Genomic DNA, 17,109 nt, shown 5'->3' with positions numbered 1-17,109 from the left:
GACACCTGTTAACAAGCTCGAGGGCTTTTTCCGCGTTGTGCATAACTGGGGTGGCGGAGGTGGAAAACTCGCTGCGTTGCATCACAAACCTAAGGCAATACTTGAAGAAGCACGCTAAGTCCCGGTAAACCAAGCACTTTTCCCCATTGCTAAAACGTCTGTTGATAACTTTGTGAACAAGAGCCAAAATTGGCTGAATTCTACTGGACAACCTTGTGGTGCAGGACGCACTCAGCACTACCCTCAAGCAAAAAACACTTATAAATCATCGTTTTACGTTGATTCAGAAGATGCTGAGATGTCCACAGGAATTTTTACCCGCTTTTAGGAAGTTGTGAACAAGTGAGGGGGTGACTGGCGGCCTTGTCAAGAGGGCCGCCAGTCCGGAGGATGACTCAGGCGGCGCGCTGCTTGCGGCTGAAGCTGTGCACGGCGTCGACCATGGCGCTGACCGATTCCGGCGGCGTGAATTGCGAGATGCCGTGGCCCAGGTTGAACACGTGGCCATGGCCGCTCGACGGCGCGCCGTAGGCGGCGAGCGAGCGCTCGACTTCGGCGCGGATCTGGTCCGGTTCGGCGAACAGGATGGCCGGATCGAGGTTGCCCTGCAGCGCCACGCGGTCGCCCACCAGCTTGCGCGCGCGCCCCAGGTTCATGGTCCAGTCCAGGCCCAGCGCGTCGGCGCCGATGTCGGCCATCTCGTCCAGCCAGATGCCGCCGCCCTTGGTGAAGACGATGGCCGGGATGCGCACGCCGTCGTGTTCGCGCTTCAGGCCGGCGACGATCTTGCGCATGTACTCCAGCGAGAATTCCTGGTAGGCGCCGTCGGCCAGCGCCCCGCCCCAGGAATCGAAGATCATCACGGCCTGGGCGCCGGCGTCGATCTGGGCATTCAGGTACTGGGTCACGGCCTGCGCATTGATGTCCAGGATGCGGTGCATCAGGTCCGGACGGCTGTACAGCATCTTCTTGACCGTATGGAATTCACGCGAGCCGCCGCCTTCGACCATGTAGCAGGCCAGCGTCCATGGGCTGCCCGAGAAACCGATCAGCGGCACGCGGCCGTTCAGCGCGGTGCGGATCGAGGTCACCGCCTTGAACACATAGTCGAGCGACGCCATGTCGGGCACGGCCAGGGCGTTGACTTCGGCCTCGCTGCGCAGCGGACGCTCGAACTTCGGGCCTTCGCCGTCGGCGAAATACAGGCCCAGGCCCATCGCGTCCGGCACCGTCAGGATGTCCGAGAACAGGATCGACGCGTCCAGCGGATAGCGGTCGATCGGCTGCAGCGTGACTTCGGTGGCGTAGTCGGGATTCTTCGCCAACCCCAGGAACGAGCCGGCGCGCGCGCGGGTGGCGCGGTATTCCGGCAGGTAGCGGCCTGCCTGCCGCATCAGCCATACCGGGGTGTAGTCGGTTGGCTGGCGCAACAGCGCACGCAGGAAGGTGTCGTTCTGGAGCGGGGCAAATTGTGGCATGGCTGACAATGGCGTTGGTAAAGAAACGGCTATTATCGCATTCTTGGGCGAACACTATAATAGGCGCCCCCACCAAGGAAAGAGTCCGGATCATGACGATTGCCACCAGCAAACATCCTTTGCCTTGCGGCGCCTGGCCCTCCCCGATCAGCGCCGCGGTGGTCGCGGCCGGCGCGGTGCCGTTGTCCCAAACGATGCTCGACGGTCCGCGCCTGGGTTGGCTCGAAGGCCGCGCCAGCGAGGGCGGACGCACGACGCTCATGCTGCACGACGCCGCCGGCACGCGCGAGCTGACGCCGGCGCCCTTCAATGTGCGCAGCCGCGTCCATGAATACGGCGGCGGCGCCTGCCTGCTGGCGGGCGGCGTGGCCTGGTTCTCGCACCATGTGGACAACCGCCTGTACCGGGTCGAGATCGGCGGACAGCCGGTCGCCGTGAGCGCCGAGGGCACGGGCCACCGCTTCGCCGACTTCGTGCTCGACGGCGCGCGCCAGCGCCTGGTCGCGGTACGCGAGGACCATTCGGCCGGCGCCGCCCACCCCGTCAATACGCTGGCCGCGGTCGGCTTCGACGGTGTCGAGACCGTGCTCGTGGACGGCAACGACTTCTATGCGGCGCCGCGCCTGTCGCCCGATGGCCGCCAGCTGGCCTGGCTGTGCTGGGACCATCCGCGCATGCCGTGGGAAGGCACGGAACTGTGGCTGGCCGACGTGGCCGCCGATGGGACGCTGGTGAACGGCCGCCTGGTCGCGGGCGGCCTTGACGAATCGATCTGCCAGCCCGAGTGGTCGCCCGGCGGCGTGCTGCACTTCGTGTCGGACCGCAGCGGCTGGTGGAACCTGTACCGCTACGACCACGGCGTGGTGCATGCGCTGTGCCCGGTCGATGCCGAATTCGGCGGCCCGCACTGGAGTTTCGGCGGTTCGCTGTACGGCTTCCGTTCCGAGGACGAGATCGTGTGCGCCTACGTCGAACAAGGCGTCAGCTATCTGGCGCGCCTGTCGGGCGGCAAGCTGCTGCCGCTCGAGTCGCCGTATGAAGAGATCCGCGAGCTGCGGGTGCAGGGCGACGTCGTGGCCGTGCTGGGCGGCGCGCCGACCATCGCGCCGGAACTGGCGCGGATCGACCTGGCCAACAACAGCAGCGAGGTGCTGGCCCATTCGATCCCGCAACTGCCGGCCACCGGCTACCTGTCGGTGCCGCTGGCGATCGATTATCCGAGTGCGAATGGTCGCACCGCCCACGCCTTCTATTACGCGCCGACCAATGCCGACCACGCGCCCCCGGCGGGCGAACTGCCGCCGCTGATCGTGATCGGCCACGGTGGCCCGACCGGCATGGCGGCCAGCACCCTGAAGCTGTCCACCCAATACTGGACCAGCCGCGGCTTCGCCGTGCTCGACGTGAACTATGGCGGCAGCACCGGCTTCGGGCGCGCCTACCGCAACCTGCTCAAGCATCAATGGGGCGTGGTCGACGTCGAGGATTGCGTGGCCGGCGCGCGCCACCTGGCGGCGCAGGGCATCGTCGATCCCGAACGCCTCTTGATCCGCGGCAGCAGCGCCGGCGGCCTGACCGTGCTGTCGGCGCTCGGCTTCCACGACGTCTTCAAGGCCGGCGCCAGCTACTACGGCGTGTCCGACCTGGCCGGCCTGGACGCCGACTCGCACAAGTTCGAGTCGCACTACAACCAGTACCTGATCGCGCCGCCGGAAACCGCCGCGGCGGTGTACCGCGAGCGCTCGCCGATCCACCATACCGATAAACTGCGGCGGCCGATGATCTTCTTCCAGGGCCTGGACGACAAGGTGGTGCCGCCGCAGCAGTCCGAGAGCGTGGTCGAGGCGCTGCGCGCGCGCAAGCTGCCGGTGGCCTACCTGACGCTCGAAGGCGAAGGCCATGGCTTCCGCAAGGCGGACAGCGTGGTGCGCACGCTGGAAGCGGAGTTGTACTTCTATCTGCGCGTGTTCGGCATCCCGGTGCCGGACGGCCTGCCGGCGGTGGAGATCGACAACCTCGCATGACGACTGACGATGTGAACGCGCGCCTGGCCGCCTGCACGGCGGAAGAACGGGCGCTGCTGGTCGTGCTGGCGATCGCGGGCGAACCGATGGGCCGCCAGCGCATCCTGGAGCATATGCGGGCGCTGGGGGTGGCGCTGCCGATCGCGCAATGGGTCGATGAACTGGCGCGCCTGCGCGAGCGGCGGCTGGTGGTCGAGATGGGCGAGCGCGGCGCCGCCATCGCGCCCGAGCTGTCCTGGCCGGTGCTGGACGCGGCCCTCGACGATGGCCTGTTCGACAGCGTGGCCGCCGCCTATGGCCAGGTCTCGACCGTGCGCCGCGACTGGCAGGGCAACCTGATGCTGCGCAGCTACCGCCAGGGCCTGGCCCTGCTGCGCATCGCCCTGCTGACCGGACAGGAACACGACGTCGTTTCCCCCCTGCTGGACGCCTGCCAGCGCTGCCACGAGGCGAGCTACCTGCATCCGCTGGTCGACGTCTGCGCGCGCCCGTTCGCGCCAGGCATGATGGAGCGCATCCACCCGCGCCTGCGCGAAGGCATCCTGCACATCCTGGTCATGCATGCGCGCAGCGAACCGGCGCTTGCGCCAGCGGTACGCGAGTACGCCGAGCGACTGGTGGCGCGCAGCAGCCCGGAAAGTCCGCTGCGCCGCTCGCTGGGCGAGCACTACATCCTGTGCGGGCGCCTGGATGACGCCTTGTCGCTGGTGAACGAAACAGGCGATTCGCCCGGCCTGTTCCTGCGCAGCGTGGTGCAGGTGCTGCGCGACGATCTGGATAGCGGCCTGGCCGGGATCGACGCCTCCCTCAAGCAGTTGAGGCGCGAAACCGGCAAGCGCAAGGCCGTGTTCGACGGCCACTGCGCGCACATCGCGATGGCCGCCCTGCTGCGCAGCAGCGATCCGGCTTACCGCAAGCTGGCCGATGCCTGGCTCGAGATCGAGACGCGCGCGGTGCAGCGGCCCGACAACGCGGTCTGGTTCCAGCTCGGCATGCTGCACGAGATCCAGCGCGGCACCGTCGACGCCGCGCTGTTCGGCACGCGCAGCTGGGAGTTGTCGCTGGAACCGACCGTGTTCCGCGCCCTGATCCATCACTGGCTGGCCCTGCCCGCATTGAACGACCAGCGCGCACGGCTGGAAGACATGCTGCTGCAATCCGAGGCGGCCGGCTTCGACCTGTGGTCGGCCCAGCTGGCCGGCGTGCTGGCGCAGATGGGCCAGGCCGGCCACCTGGCCCACGAAGCGCGCGCCAGTGAACTGCGACGCAGGCACCGCTTGCCCGACATGACCGGCTGGTTCGCGCGCGAGGAACCGTGGGAACGCCAGCTGAACGCCCTGATCAACCTGCAGCCGGCGGCGAACGTGGAAAACGTCCGCGAGTCGCGCCTGGTCTGGCTGATCCGCTACGACCCGCACCTGGGGGTGCAGGAGCTGGAGCCGCGCGAGCAGAAGCGCGACGCGCAAGGCGGCTGGAGCCGCGGCCGCGCCATGGGCCTGAAACGCCTGGCCGAGGAAGGCGCCGCGCTCGACTTCCTCACCGCGCAAGACCTGCAGGCGGTGAACGCGATCGCCGGCCGCCGCTACTACGCCGGCAGCGGCATCCGTTTCGAGCTCGAGGTGCACAAGGCGCTGGCCGCCCTGGTCGGCCATCCGCTGCTGTTCTGGATGGATTCGCCCGGCACCCGGGTCGAGCTGCTGCCGGGCGAGCCGGAACTGCTGGTCAAGAAACAGGGCGAGATGGTGTCGATCGTGCTGCATCCGCCGGTGGAAGACGGCGACGGCGAGGTCGTGGTCACGCGCGAGACGCCGACCCGCCTGCGCCTGGTGCACGTCAGGGACGAGCACCGACGCATCGCCGCCATCGTCGGCGCAGGCTTGACGGTGCCGATGGCGGCCGAGCGCCGCGTGCTGCGCGCGATCGGGGCGGTGTCGTCGATCGTCACCGTGCAATCGGACATCGGCGCCAGCAGCAGCGATATCGAGACCATGCCGGCCGACCCGCGCCTGCACGTGCTGCTGCGTCCCTACCAGCAGGGCATGCGTATGCAGCTGCTGGTGCGCCCCCTGCCGGACGGCGCCTATTACGGCCCTGGGGAAGGCGCGGCCAATGTGATCGCCGACGTCGAGGGCATCCGCACCGAAGCGCGGCGCGACTTGAACGCCGAGCGCGAAGCCGAGCGCCAGCTGATCGGCAAATGCCAGGCCCTCGAACACGCGGAGCCGGACCACGGCGAATGGCTGCTCGGCCAGCCGCTGCTGGCATTGGAACTGGTCGACCAGCTGCGCGCGCTGGATGCCGACGCCATCGTGGTCGCCTGGCCCGAGGGAGAAAAGTTCAGGGTCACGAAGAAGGCCACGACGAAGTCGGTGCGGGTGCAGATCCGGCGCGAACGCGACTGGTTCGCGGCCAGCGGCGACGTGGTCATCGACGAAGGGCGCGTGATGAACCTGCGCACCCTGCTGGAAAAGATCCAGGAGAGCGGCAGCCGCTTCGTGGCCCTGGGCGAGAACGAATACCTGGCCCTGTCCGACGAGCTGCACCGGCGCCTGACGGAGCTGGGCGCGTATGGCGAACTGCACGGCGACGGCATCCGCACCCATGCGCTGGCCAGCTTCGCGCTGGACGAGCTGGCGCGCGACGCCGGCCACGTCGACGCCGACAAGGCCTGGCAGGGGCACCTGAAACGCATGGCCGACAATGCGGCGCATCTGCCCGAACTGCCGTCCACCCTGCAGGCCGAGCTGCGCGATTATCAGATCGAAGGCTTCCAGTGGCTGGCGCGCCTGGCCCATTGGGGCGTGGGCGCCTGCCTGGCCGACGACATGGGCCTCGGCAAGACGCTGCAGGCGCTGGCGCTGCTGCTCACGCGCGCCAAGGACGGCCCGGCGCTGGTGGTGGCGCCGACCTCGGTGTGCCTGAACTGGATCGACGAGGCGGCGCGCTTCGCGCCGACCCTGAACCTGAAGCTGTTCGGTCCCGGCGAACGCGCCGCCACGGTCGACGACGCGGGGCCGTTCGACGTGGTCGTGGTCAGCTACGGCCTGCTGCAGCTGGAAGCGGCGCGCTTCAAGGGCCGGCGCTGGCACAGCATCGTGCTCGACGAGGCCCAGGCGATCAAGAACATGCACACCAAGCGCTCGCAGGCGGTGATGGCGCTGCAGGGGGACTTCCGCATGGCGGCCACCGGCACGCCGCTGGAAAACCACCTGGGAGAATTGTGGAACCTGTTCCGCTTCATCAATCCGGGCTTGCTGGGCAGCGCCGACCAGTTCCAGCTGCGTTTCGCCGGCCCGATCGAGAAAGCCCAGGACAAACGCGCCGAAGCAGGCGCGCGCGCGCGCCTGCGACGCCTGACCGCGCCCTTCATCCTGCGCCGCACCAAGGCGCAGGTGCTGTCCGAGCTGCCGCCGCGCACCGAGATCGTGGTCCCGGTGGAACTGAGCGCCGAGGAAAACGCGCTGTACGAATCGCTGCGGCGCCAGGCCCTCGACAAGCTGGCCGCGCTCGAGGCGCCCGAGGGACAGAAGGCGATCGAGATCCTGGCCGAGATGATGCGGCTGCGCCGCGCCTGCTGCAATCCCGAGCTGGTGGCGCCCGGCGCCGGCATCGCCAGCAGCAAGCTGGCGACCTTCGCGCGCCTGACCACGGACCTGCTCGAGAACCGGCACAAGGTGCTGGTGTTCAGCCAGTTCGTCGACCACCTGACCCTGATCCGCCAGTATCTCGACGCCCAGGGCATCGCCTACCAGTACCTGGACGGATCGACCCCGATCCAGGAACGCAAGCGCCGCGTGGACGCCTTCCAGGCCGGCGAGGGCGACCTGTTCCTCATCAGCCTGAAGGCGGGCGGCGTTGGCATCAACCTGACGGCGGCCGACTACGTGATCCACATGGACCCGTGGTGGAACCCGGCGGTCGAGGACCAGGCGTCCGATCGCGCCCACCGCATGGGCCAGCAGCGGCCGGTGACCATCTACCGCCTGGTCGCGCGCGGCACGATCGAGGAAGGCATCGTCGACCTGCACCGCCACAAGCGCGACCTGGCCGACAGCCTGCTGGAAGGGACCGAGATGGCGGCGCGCATGTCGCCGGGGGATATGCTGGAGATGCTCAAGGCGGGACTCGGGCGCTGATTTTATCGATTCGTCAATATTGGTATTCATGCGTGTCGGAATGTTTCAGCTGCCCGCAAATGATGCAATTAGTGCTAATCTGCACGCCTTCGCGCCTCCCGCGAGCAAGACATCTCCTTAGTTACAGGGCTGAATACGATGATGAAAACGAAAATCGCGCTGGCGGCCTTGCTGGCGTGTTTCGCACTGACGCCGGCCATCGCCGCCACTTCCAAGCCAGCCAAGGGCAAGGCGAAATCCTCGAAGGTCGTCAAGAAGAAGACTTCCAGCAAGGGCAAGAAGGCCCTGGTCGGCGCCGCTGCCGTCGGCGCCGGCGCCGCAGCCGCGGGGGCGGCCAGCGCCAACGCCGCGGAAACGCGCGTCGACCGCCGCATGTCGACCCTGAGCATGCAATACCTGACCGCCCTGTGGCGCATGGATCCCGAGGGCGGCATCTACGTCGGCAAGTTCGACCACGCCGCGAATCTCACCATCCCGAACGCCGACACGCGCGCGAAACAGCTCGCCTTCGCCAACGAGTGGCTGGAAAAATTCGGCAAGCTTGATCCCAAGCAGCTGTCGCCGCGCTACCGCACCGACCTGGCCCTCCTGGTCAACAAGCTGGAGAAGGACCGCTGGCGCCTCACCACCTGGCGCGAACACGAGTGGAACCCATCGCAGTACAACGTCGCCGCGCCGCTCGACCTGATCCTGAACACCGACTACGCGGCCAAGCCGCAGCGCCTGCGCACCATCCTCAAGCGCCTGGCCGACGTGCCCGACTATTACGCGGCGGCGCAGGCGTCCATCACCAACCCGACGCGCGAGCACACCCAGCTCGCGATCGGCCAGGCGCCGGGCACGCTGGCCGTGCTGGCCGACCTGGGCAAGGCGGCCGAGGAATCGATCCTGACGCCGCAAGAGAAGGCGATCTTCGCCCAGCGCATCGCCAACGCCGGCAGCGCGGTGCTGGGTTACGTCGACTTTTTGAACGGTGTCGAGCAGCGCCAGGCGGCCAACGGCAAGGCGCGTCCCTTCCGCGCCGGCAAGGCGCTGTACGAGCAGAAGTTCGCGCTCGACATCCAGTCGTCCTCCAGCGCCGAAGAGACCTTCCGCAAGGCCTTGGTCACGCGCGAGGAACTGCTGTCGAACATGGACCGCATCTCGGACGAGCTGTGGCCGCGCTATATGGCGGGCGTCGCCAAGCCGCAGGACCGCTTCCAGAAGATCGGCATGATGATCGACAAGTTATCGAGCCGCCACGTCGCACGCGAGAACTTCTTCGCCGAGATCCGGCGCCAGATCCCGCTCCTGCAGGACTGGGTGATCAAGCACGACCTGTTGACGCTGGACCCGAGCAAGCCGCTCGAGGTGCGCGAAACGCCGATGTACCAGCGCGGCGTGGCCGGCGCCAGCATCGACGCGCCGGGCCCTTACCGCTCGAAGGACAAGACGTATTACAACGTCACGCCGATGGACAACCTTACGCCGCAACAGGCCGAGAGCAGCCTGCGCGAGTACAACGAGTGGATCCTCCAGATCCTGAACATCCACGAAGCGATCCCCGGCCACTATGCGCAACTGGTGCACGCCAACCGCTCGCCTTCCCTGATCAAGTCGCTGTTCGGCAATGGCGCCATGGTCGAAGGCTGGGCCGTGTATGGCGAGCGCATGATGCTCGAATCGGGCTACGGCGACAACGCGCCCGAGATGTGGCTGATGTACTCGAAATGGAACCTGCGCAGCGTGACCAACACCATCCTCGACTACAGCGTGCACGTGAACGGCATGGGGCAAGAGGCGGCGATCGACCTGCTCACCCGCCAGGCCTTCCAGACGCGCCAGGAAGCCGACGAAAAATGGCGCCGCGTGACCCTGACCTCGGTGCAGCTGACCAGCTACTTCAGCGGCTACCACCAGATCATGGAACTACGCGAACGCCGCAAGCAGCAGCTGGGCGAGCGCTTCAAGCTGAAGGAATTCCACGACCAGTTCCTCAGCTACGGCAATGCGCCGGTCAAGATGATCTCGGAACTGATGCAGTAACCCGCTCCGCATGGCTGTCCAGGCCGTGCAAAAACGCACAAGCGGCGTGCTCCCACGCCCGCTTGTGCGCCCCGTCTCCCGAACTATGATGAAGTTGGCAGGCCGGCTCCCGGCAAGCCCACGACAACCATATTCGGAGACATCGCATGCAGCCCTTCCATCGACGAGCGGCGCAAGCCGCGATCTGCCTGGCGCTCAGTGCGCCGTTCACTTCTTCCCTCGCACAAACCCCGGTCCAGGCCGGCCCCGGCGCCTGGAGCGCCAACCAGGTCTGGGCCAACGACACCACCCATGGCGGCGCCCTGAGCGGCTACTACTACTGGCCGGCCACGCCACCTAGCCTGGACAACAAGCGCGCGCTGGTGCTGGTGCTGCACGGTTGCGCCCAGACCGCGGGCGGCGACGTGATCAACGGCAGCGGCGACGCCGGCTACAACTGGAAGGCGGTGGCCGACCAGTACGGCGCGGTGATCCTGGCGCCGAACGCCACCGGCAACGTCTACGGCACCCACTGCTGGGACTGGGCCGCCACCAACCGCAGCCGCTCCTATGGCCACACGGCGGTGCTGCTCGACCTGATCAACCGCTTCCTCGCCAACCCGCAATACGCGATCGATCCGAAACAGGTGTACGTGGCCGGCCTGTCCTCGGGCGGCGCCAAGGCCATGGTGCTGGGCTGCACCGCGCCCGAGGTCTTCGCCGGCCTGGGCCTGTCCGCCGCCCCGCCGCCGGGCGTCACCACCGGCCAGATCTCGATCGTCCCTTCCGGCTATACGGCGACCACCGCGGCCAACGCCTGCCGCGCGATGGCGGGCAGCGCGCTTGACCATTTCGCGACCCAGGTCACGGGCGTGATCTGGGGCACAAGCGACTACACGGTGGCGCAGGCCTATGGCCCGCTGGACGCCGCCGCCATGCGCCAGGTGTATGGCGACGCCTGGACGCAAGGCGCGGCGGTGACCGTGCCGGGCAGCGGCAGCAATGTGGAATACACGGACGCGAACGGCAAGGTGCGCACCTCGCAGATCACGGTGACGGGCCTGGCCCACGCCTGGCCGGCCGGCGCCGGCGGCCAGAACGCCAACTATGTGAACGCGACCCGGGTGAACTACCCCGCCTTCATCATGGATTTCTGGTTCAACAAGAACCTGCGGGTGTCGCAGGCGCCGGCGCCCGTCATGGCCTCGTGCAGCGCCAGCGTGTCGGGATCGACGGTCACGGTGAACGGCGCCGCCAGCTTCGCCGAAGGGTCGATCGCCGGCTACCGGGTGCTGCTCGATGGCCCGTCGCCGGTCGACGACGATGCGGCCGGCAGCGGCGCCGCCTTCAGCAAGGCCTATGCGAACCGCGCGGACGGCAGCTACGGCGGCAGCGTGACGGCCATCGGCAATAACGGACAAACGTCGAATGCCTGCGCCATTCCCGCCTTCCAGGTAGGCACGGGCACGCCACCGCCGCCGTTCACCTGCACGACCAGCACGGCCAGCAACTACGCCCACGTCCAGGCCGGCCGCGCGCACGCGAGCGGCGGCTATGCGCTGGCCAACGGCTCGAACCAGAACATGGGCCTGTACAACGTCTTCTTCACCAGCACGCTGGCGCAGACGGCGCAGGGGTATTACATCGTAGGGAATTGTCCGTAGCGCCGGGGCAGCGCCCGGCGCTATCGCGTGGTTACGCGGTTTCTTCCGGCGCGCGGGTGGCGCGCGCGAACATCGGCGCCACCAGCAGGCCCAGCTCGTAGAGCAGGCACATCGGAATGGCCAGGGCCAGCTGGCTGACCACGTCCGGCGGGGTGACGATGGCGGCGATCACGAAGGCGCCGACGATCACGTAGGAACGCACCGCACGCAGCTTCTCGAGGCTGACGATGCCCATGCGCACCAGGATCACGACCACCACCGGCACCTCGAACGAGGCACCGAAGGCCAGGCACATCGACATCACGAAATCGAGGTAGTTCTCGATATCGGGCATGACCGCGATCGAGGTCGGCGCGAATTCGCCGATGAAGTGGAACACGCGGCCGAACACGAAGAAGTAGCAGAACGCGACGCCGGCGATGAACAGGACCGAGGACGAGATCACCAGCGGCAGCACCAGGCGCTTTTCGTGGGCGTACAGGCCGGGCGCGATGAAGGCCCAGGCCTGGTAGAACACCCAGGGCAGCGCCAGGATGAAGGACAGCAGCAGGGTGACCTTCATCGGCACCAGGAACGGCGAGATGACGCCGGTGGCGATCATGGTCGAGCCGGGAGGCATCGAGGCGATCATCGGCGCGGCGATCAGGTCGTAGATATGCGACGGCCCCGGCCACGCCATCAGCGCGGCGCACACGATCGCAATGCCGATCGAGGCCTTGACCAGGCGGTCACGCAGCTCGACCAGGTGCGAGATGAAAGTGTCTTCGCCGGCGGCTTGCTCAGTCATTTAGAAGAAGGAAGAATTGGATTTGCTGGCATTGCCGGGGCGGAACTTGCGCACCCGGGCGGCGCCCGACATCACATGGCGCTTGGTGCCATGGCGGTTCTTGTACCAGGCCGGCACGCTCGAGGTGCGCACCAGCTTCTTGCGGCGGAAATCCCTGGCCTTGCGGTCGATGTCGGCCACGGTCGGCGTGATCGTGCTCGCGCTGCTGTCGTGCGCCGCGCGGTCATCCCACAAGGCCTCGACCTCGTCGACGTGGCTGGTGACGGACGACTCGAAATCGCTGGTGGCCGATTCGACCTCGCTCTTGAACGATTGCGCTTTCTCCTGCACTTCCTTGTGCAGGTTGCGCAGCTCGTCGAGCTCGATCTCGCGGCTGACCTCGGACTTCACGTCATGCAGGTAGCGCTGGGCGCGGCCATACAGCGTACCGGCCATGCGCGCCACCTTGGGCAGCTTTTCAGGGCCGATCACGATCAGGGCGACCACGCCGATGATCGCGATTTTCGACAGTCCGAGGTCGATCATGGGGACTGCGGCTTACAGGCGGGTCTTGTCGCGGGCTTCCACGTCGATGGTCGACTTGTCGGCCACCTGCTGCGTCGGCTGGGCCGGGTTGGCTTCGGCAGCCTTCTCTTCGTCGCCCTTGACGCCATCCTTGAAGCCCTTGACGGCCTTGCCCAGGTCAGAACCCATATTGCTGATCTTTTTGGTGCCGAAGATCAGCATCACGACCACCAGCACGATGACCCAGTGCCAAATACTCAAACCACCCATGTTATTTCTCCTAGCAAGGCGCACGCGCCTGAAAAATCGGGAAAGCGTCTACCACAGTATACGCGATGCGGGGGCACTCTGCCCCCATTGAAACTTAGTCCTGGCTTAGAGGCCGCTTCACAAGCCCAGTCCGCGCCATGGACGCGGGCCACCGTACATATGCAGGTGCAGGTGATACACCTCTTGCCCGCCGTCTGGACCGGCATTGATCAGGGTCTTGAAGCCGCCGCCCGGCTTGCCGTCGGCGCTGGTCTTGACGTCAATACCATTCTCTTTTGCAAGCTTCGGCGCCAGCGCCAGCATCTTGCCGAGCAGCGCCGTATGCTCCTCGGTGCAGTCGGACAAGGTGGACACGTGCTGCTTCGGAATCACCAGCAAGTGCACCGGCGCCGCCGGGTTGATGTCCTTGAATGCCAGCACGTCCTCGTCTTCATAGACGACGGCGGCCGGGATCTGCTTGGCGACGATCTTGCAAAAAATGCAGTTATCCATCTTGTCTCCAGATTATTACAACATTTCAAGGACTTACAGGCCCATGAAGCCGAGGCATCGTATCAACGCCGCATGACATCGGTATGACGCTCAGTCTCCGATTATGACACCGGAAGCAGGGCCACGCACAGTCAGCAGGTGCTCACTTGCAACGCTTCAGGGAATATTTATTCCTTGCGTGCAGCTTTTTCAACGATGCCGGACACGCCTTCGCGTCGTGCCAGCTCGTCCAGCACCTGTTGCGGCGTGAGGTCGAACCTGGCCAGCAGCACCATCGAATGGAACCACAGGTCGGCGCATTCGTAGAGCACCTTGGACGGGTCGTTCGCCACGCGGGCGTCCTTGGCCGCCATCACCAGCTCGGTGGCTTCCTCGCCGATCTTCTTGAGGATGGCGTCGTCGCCCTTGGCGAACAGCTTGGCGACATAGGAAGTCGCGGGGTCGCCGCCGTGTTCGGGCTTGCGCGATTCGATCACGGCCGCGACGCGGGCCAGGGTAACGCTCATGGGGTCTTCTTCTTGTCCGGGGAATAAATGGTGTCGGGGTCCTGCAGCACCGGCTCGACGCTGTGCCAGTCGCCGTTGTCGTACTTCTGGAAGAAGCAGGAATGGCGGCCGGTATGGCAGGCGATGCCGCCCACCTGCTCGATCTTGAGCAGGACCACGTCTTCGTCGCAATCGAGGCGGATCTCGCTCACCTTCTGGATGTGGCCGGACTCTTCGCCCTTGTGCCACAGTTTCTTGCGCGAGCGGCTCCAGTACACGGCTTCGCCCGTCTCGACGGTGCGGGTCAGGGCGTCGCGGTTCATCCAGGCGAACATCAATATGTCGCCGGTCGCCGCTTCCTGGGCGATCACCGGCACCAGGCCGTGCTCGTCCCAGCGCACCTTGTTGAGCCACTTGGCATTGGTCGGCATGTGGCTTTCCTTAAGCGAGGCGCATCGGGATGCCACGGTCGAGCATGTAGCGCTTGGCCTCGCCGACCGTGTGCTGCCCGTAGTGGAAGATGCTGGCGGCCAGCACCGCATCGGCATGGCCTTCGAGGACGCCGTCGGCCAGGTCCTTCAGACCGCCGACGCCGCCGGAAGCGATGACGGGGATGCCCACGGCGTCCGAGACGGCGCGGGTCAGGCCCAGGTCGAAGCCGATTTTCGTGCCGTCGCGGTCCATCGAAGTGAGCAGCAACTCACCGGCGCCGAGGCTCTCCATCTTGCGCGCCCATTCCACCGCGTCGAGACCGGTGGCGTTGCGGCCGCCGTGGGTGAAGACTTCCCACTTGCCGGGACCGGTCTGCTTGGCGTCGATCGCCACCACGATGCACTGCGAGCCGTGCTTGTTGGCGGCGTCGAACACCAGTTGCGGATTGGTGACGGCCGAGGTGTTCATGCTGACCTTGTCGGCCCCGGCATTGAGCAGGCGCCGCACGTCCTCGACCTTGCGCACGCCGCCACCGACGGTGAGCGGGATGAACACGGTCGAGGCGACGGCTTCGATGATCGGCAGGATCAGGTCGCGGCCGTCGCTGGAGGCGGTAATGTCGAGGAAGGTGATCTCGTCGGCGCCCTGGGCGTCGTAGCGGCGCGCGATCTCGACCGGGTCGCCGGCATCGCGCAGCTCGGTGAAATTGACGCCCTTGACCACGCGGCCGCCGGTGACGTCGAGGCAGGGGATGATGCGTTTGGCTAGCATGGGTTACGCGCCGGCGCCTTCCGTCAGTTCATCCGCGCGCTCCTGGGCCGAGGCCAGGTCGAGCGTGCCTTCGTAGATCGAACGGCCGCAGATCACGCCCTCGATGCCCTCGTCCTGCACCGCGCACAGCGCTTCGACGTCGGCCAGCACGTGCACGCCGCCCGAGGCGATCACGGGAATCTTCACCGCGCGCGCCAGCTTGACGGTCGCCTCGATGTTCACGCCGGCCATCATGCCGTCGCGGCCGATGTCGGTGTAGATGATCGATTCGACGCCATAGCCTTCGAACTTCTTGGCCAGGTCGATGACTTCGTGGCCCGACATCTTGCTCCAGCCGTCGGTCGCGACCTTGCCGTCCTTGGCGTCCAGGCCGACGATGATGTGGCCCGGAAAGGCGCCGCAGGCGTCGTGCAGGAAGCCCGGGTTCTTGACCGCGGCGGTGCCGACGATGATGTAGCTGATGCCGTCGTCCAGGTAGCGCTCGATGGTGTCGAGGTCACGGATGCCGCCGCCCAGCTGGACCGGGATCTCGTCCAGGCCATTGTCTTCGGCGTATTCCTGCACCACCTGCAGGATCGATTTGATGGCGGACTCGTTCTTCGGCTTGCCCGCGAATGCGCCGTTCAGGTCGACCAGGTGCAGGCGACGCGCGCCCTTCTTCAGCCAATGCAGCGCCATGTCGGCGGGATCTTCGGAAAACACGGTGGCGAGGTCCATATCGCCTTGTTTCAGGCGAACGCAGTGACCGTCTTTCAGGTCGATGGCGGGGATCAGCAGCATGGTCGTTGTCGGTTGGTTGACGGTTTAAAACGCGGAATCACGGATTCCAGTGAATGAAATTGCGGTACAGGCGCAGCCCGGCGGCGGCGCTCTTTTCGGGGTGGAACTGGGTGGCGACGATATTATCGCGGCCGACGGCGCAGCAGAACGGGCCGCCGTAGTCGGTCTCGCCGATCACGTCGTCGCGGTTCTCCGGCGCGGCGTAGTAACTATGCACGAAATAGAAATAGCTGCCGTCCTCGACGCCCTCCCACAGCGGGTGGGGACGCGCCTGGCGCACCTGGTTCCAGCCCATCTGCGGGACCTTGAAGCGCGAGCCGTCGGCCTGCAGCTTGCCGTCCAACTGGAACCGCACCACCTTGCCGGGCAACAGGCCCAGGCCGGGGGTGCCTTCGTTCTCTTCACTTTCATCGAACAGCATCTGCTCGCCCACGCACACGCCCATGATCGGACGGGTCTTGGCGGCGCGCATCAGCGCGTCTTCGAGACCGGATTCGCGCAGGCTGCGCATGCAGTCGCGCATGGCGCCCTGGCCCGGCAGCACGATGCGGTCGGCGCGGTCCAGGTCCGCGGCCGAGCTGGAAATGAGGACGTCGGCCTCGGGCGCGGCGGCGCGCAGCGCCTGCGCCACCGAGCGCAGGTTACCGAGTCCATCGACGACGACGATCTTGTTGGCCATGATTACAGGCTGCCCTTGGTCGATGGGATGATGCCGGCCGCACGCGGGTCCAGCTCGGTGGCCATGCGCAGCGCACGGCCGAAGGCCTTGAACACCGTCTCGCACTGGTGGTGGGCGTTCACGCCGCGCAGGTTGTCGATGTGCAGGGTGACCGCCGCGTGGTTCACGAAGCCGCGGAAGAATTCGCCGGTCAGGTCGACGTCGAAGGCGCCGATCATGGCGCGCGTGAACGGCACGTGCAGCTCCAGGCCGGGACGGCCCGAGAAATCGATCACCACGCGCGACAGCGCTTCGTCCAGCGGCACGTACGAGTGGCCGTAGCGGACGATGCCCTTCTTGTCGCCGATGGCCTTGGCCACGGCCATGCCCAGCGTGATGCCGACGTCTTCCACCGTATGGTGGGCGTCGATGTGCAGGTCGCCCACGGCCTCGACCTCGAGGTCGAACATGCCGTGACGCGCGATCTGGTCGAGCATATGGTCGAGGAAGGGGACGCCGGTATTGAGCTTCTGGCGGCCGGTGCCGTCGAGGTTGATCGAGACGCGGATCTGCGTCTCGTTGGTATTGCGCGTGATGTCGGCAGTGCGGGTCATTGCTAAGGGC

The 17,109-nt window shown here is 66.5% G+C and carries 15 protein-coding genes; 4 read left to right on the top strand and 11 right to left on the bottom strand.

What is annotated here, in order from left to right:
• Positions 1–395: 395 nt before the first annotated feature.
• On the bottom strand, positions 396–1,478 hold the full coding sequence (gene hemE, locus LO55_RS07815) for a uroporphyrinogen decarboxylase (RefSeq protein WP_071361050.1): 1,083 nt from the start codon (positions 1,476–1,478) through the stop codon (positions 396–398).
• Positions 1,479–1,570: 92 nt separating this feature from the next.
• On the opposite strand from hemE, the gene LO55_RS07810 reads away from it, so the two are divergent.
• The 4 genes from LO55_RS07810 to LO55_RS07795 all read left to right on the top strand — a co-directional run bounded on the left by LO55_RS07810 (position 1,571) and on the right by LO55_RS07795 (position 11,306).
• Positions 1,571–3,502, top strand: a complete 1,932-nt coding sequence (locus LO55_RS07810) for a S9 family peptidase (protein WP_071361049.1) — start codon at positions 1,571–1,573, stop codon at positions 3,500–3,502.
• Positions 3,499–7,638, top strand: a complete 4,140-nt coding sequence (locus LO55_RS07805; protein ID WP_071361048.1) for a DEAD/DEAH box helicase — start codon at positions 3,499–3,501, stop codon at positions 7,636–7,638. Before LO55_RS07810 ends, LO55_RS07805 begins: the two co-directional genes overlap by 4 nt.
• 138 nt (positions 7,639–7,776) lie before the next feature.
• Positions 7,777–9,663, top strand: coding sequence for a DUF885 domain-containing protein (locus LO55_RS07800; RefSeq protein WP_071361047.1), 1,887 nt, complete (start codon positions 7,777–7,779; stop codon positions 9,661–9,663).
• A 131-nt stretch (positions 9,664–9,794) separates the two neighbouring features.
• Complete coding sequence (locus LO55_RS07795; RefSeq protein WP_071361046.1) at positions 9,795–11,306, top strand: extracellular catalytic domain type 1 short-chain-length polyhydroxyalkanoate depolymerase; 1,512 nt, start codon at positions 9,795–9,797, stop codon at positions 11,304–11,306.
• A gap of 31 nt (positions 11,307–11,337) precedes the next feature.
• On the opposite strand, the gene tatC is transcribed toward LO55_RS07795, so the two are convergent.
• The 10 genes from tatC to hisB all read right to left on the bottom strand — a co-directional run bounded on the left by tatC (position 11,338) and on the right by hisB (position 17,099).
• Positions 11,338–12,093, bottom strand: coding sequence for a twin-arginine translocase subunit TatC (gene tatC / locus LO55_RS07790; RefSeq protein ID WP_071361045.1), 756 nt, complete (start codon positions 12,091–12,093; stop codon positions 11,338–11,340).
• Entirely contained in the window at positions 12,094–12,618 is a 525-nt protein-coding gene (tatB, locus tag LO55_RS07785) for a Sec-independent protein translocase protein TatB (protein WP_071361044.1), read from the bottom strand.
• 12 nt (positions 12,619–12,630) lie between these two features.
• Positions 12,631–12,867 (bottom strand): Sec-independent protein translocase subunit TatA, encoded by a 237-nt coding sequence (tatA, locus tag LO55_RS07780; protein WP_005664406.1) that lies wholly within the window; start codon positions 12,865–12,867, stop codon positions 12,631–12,633.
• Between the two features lie 117 nt (positions 12,868–12,984).
• Positions 12,985–13,359 carry a histidine triad nucleotide-binding protein gene (locus LO55_RS07775; protein WP_071361043.1) on the bottom strand — a complete coding sequence of 125 codons (375 nt, stop codon included), beginning with the start codon at positions 13,357–13,359 and terminating at the stop codon, positions 12,985–12,987.
• A 167-nt stretch (positions 13,360–13,526) separates the two neighbouring features.
• A complete protein-coding gene (locus LO55_RS07770; RefSeq protein WP_005664404.1) occupies positions 13,527–13,865 on the bottom strand; it encodes a phosphoribosyl-ATP diphosphatase in 339 nt (112 codons plus the stop codon).
• Complete coding sequence (gene hisI / locus LO55_RS07765) at positions 13,862–14,275, bottom strand: phosphoribosyl-AMP cyclohydrolase (RefSeq protein WP_005664403.1); 414 nt, start codon at positions 14,273–14,275, stop codon at positions 13,862–13,864. Before hisI ends, LO55_RS07770 begins: the two co-directional genes overlap by 4 nt.
• A 10-nt stretch (positions 14,276–14,285) precedes the next feature.
• On the bottom strand, positions 14,286–15,047 hold the full coding sequence (gene hisF / locus LO55_RS07760; protein ID WP_071361042.1) for an imidazole glycerol phosphate synthase subunit HisF: 762 nt from the start codon (positions 15,045–15,047) through the stop codon (positions 14,286–14,288).
• A gap of 3 nt (positions 15,048–15,050) precedes the next feature.
• Positions 15,051–15,827 (bottom strand): 1-(5-phosphoribosyl)-5-[(5-phosphoribosylamino)methylideneamino]imidazole-4-carboxamide isomerase, encoded by a 777-nt coding sequence (gene hisA / locus LO55_RS07755; protein ID WP_071361041.1) that lies wholly within the window; start codon positions 15,825–15,827, stop codon positions 15,051–15,053.
• A 37-nt stretch (positions 15,828–15,864) separates the two neighbouring features.
• On the bottom strand, positions 15,865–16,506 hold the full coding sequence (hisH, locus tag LO55_RS07750; RefSeq protein WP_071361040.1) for an imidazole glycerol phosphate synthase subunit HisH: 642 nt from the start codon (positions 16,504–16,506) through the stop codon (positions 15,865–15,867).
• Between the two features lie 2 nt (positions 16,507–16,508).
• On the bottom strand, positions 16,509–17,099 hold the full coding sequence (hisB, locus tag LO55_RS07745) for an imidazoleglycerol-phosphate dehydratase HisB (RefSeq protein ID WP_005664397.1): 591 nt from the start codon (positions 17,097–17,099) through the stop codon (positions 16,509–16,511).
• Positions 17,100–17,109 lie beyond the last annotated feature (10 nt).

The sequence above is a fragment of the Massilia timonae genome, assembly GCF_001866515.1.
GTDB classification, from domain to species: domain Bacteria; phylum Pseudomonadota; class Gammaproteobacteria; order Burkholderiales; family Burkholderiaceae_D; genus Telluria; species Telluria timonae.
This window is presented reverse-complemented; position numbering and strand designations above follow the sequence as displayed.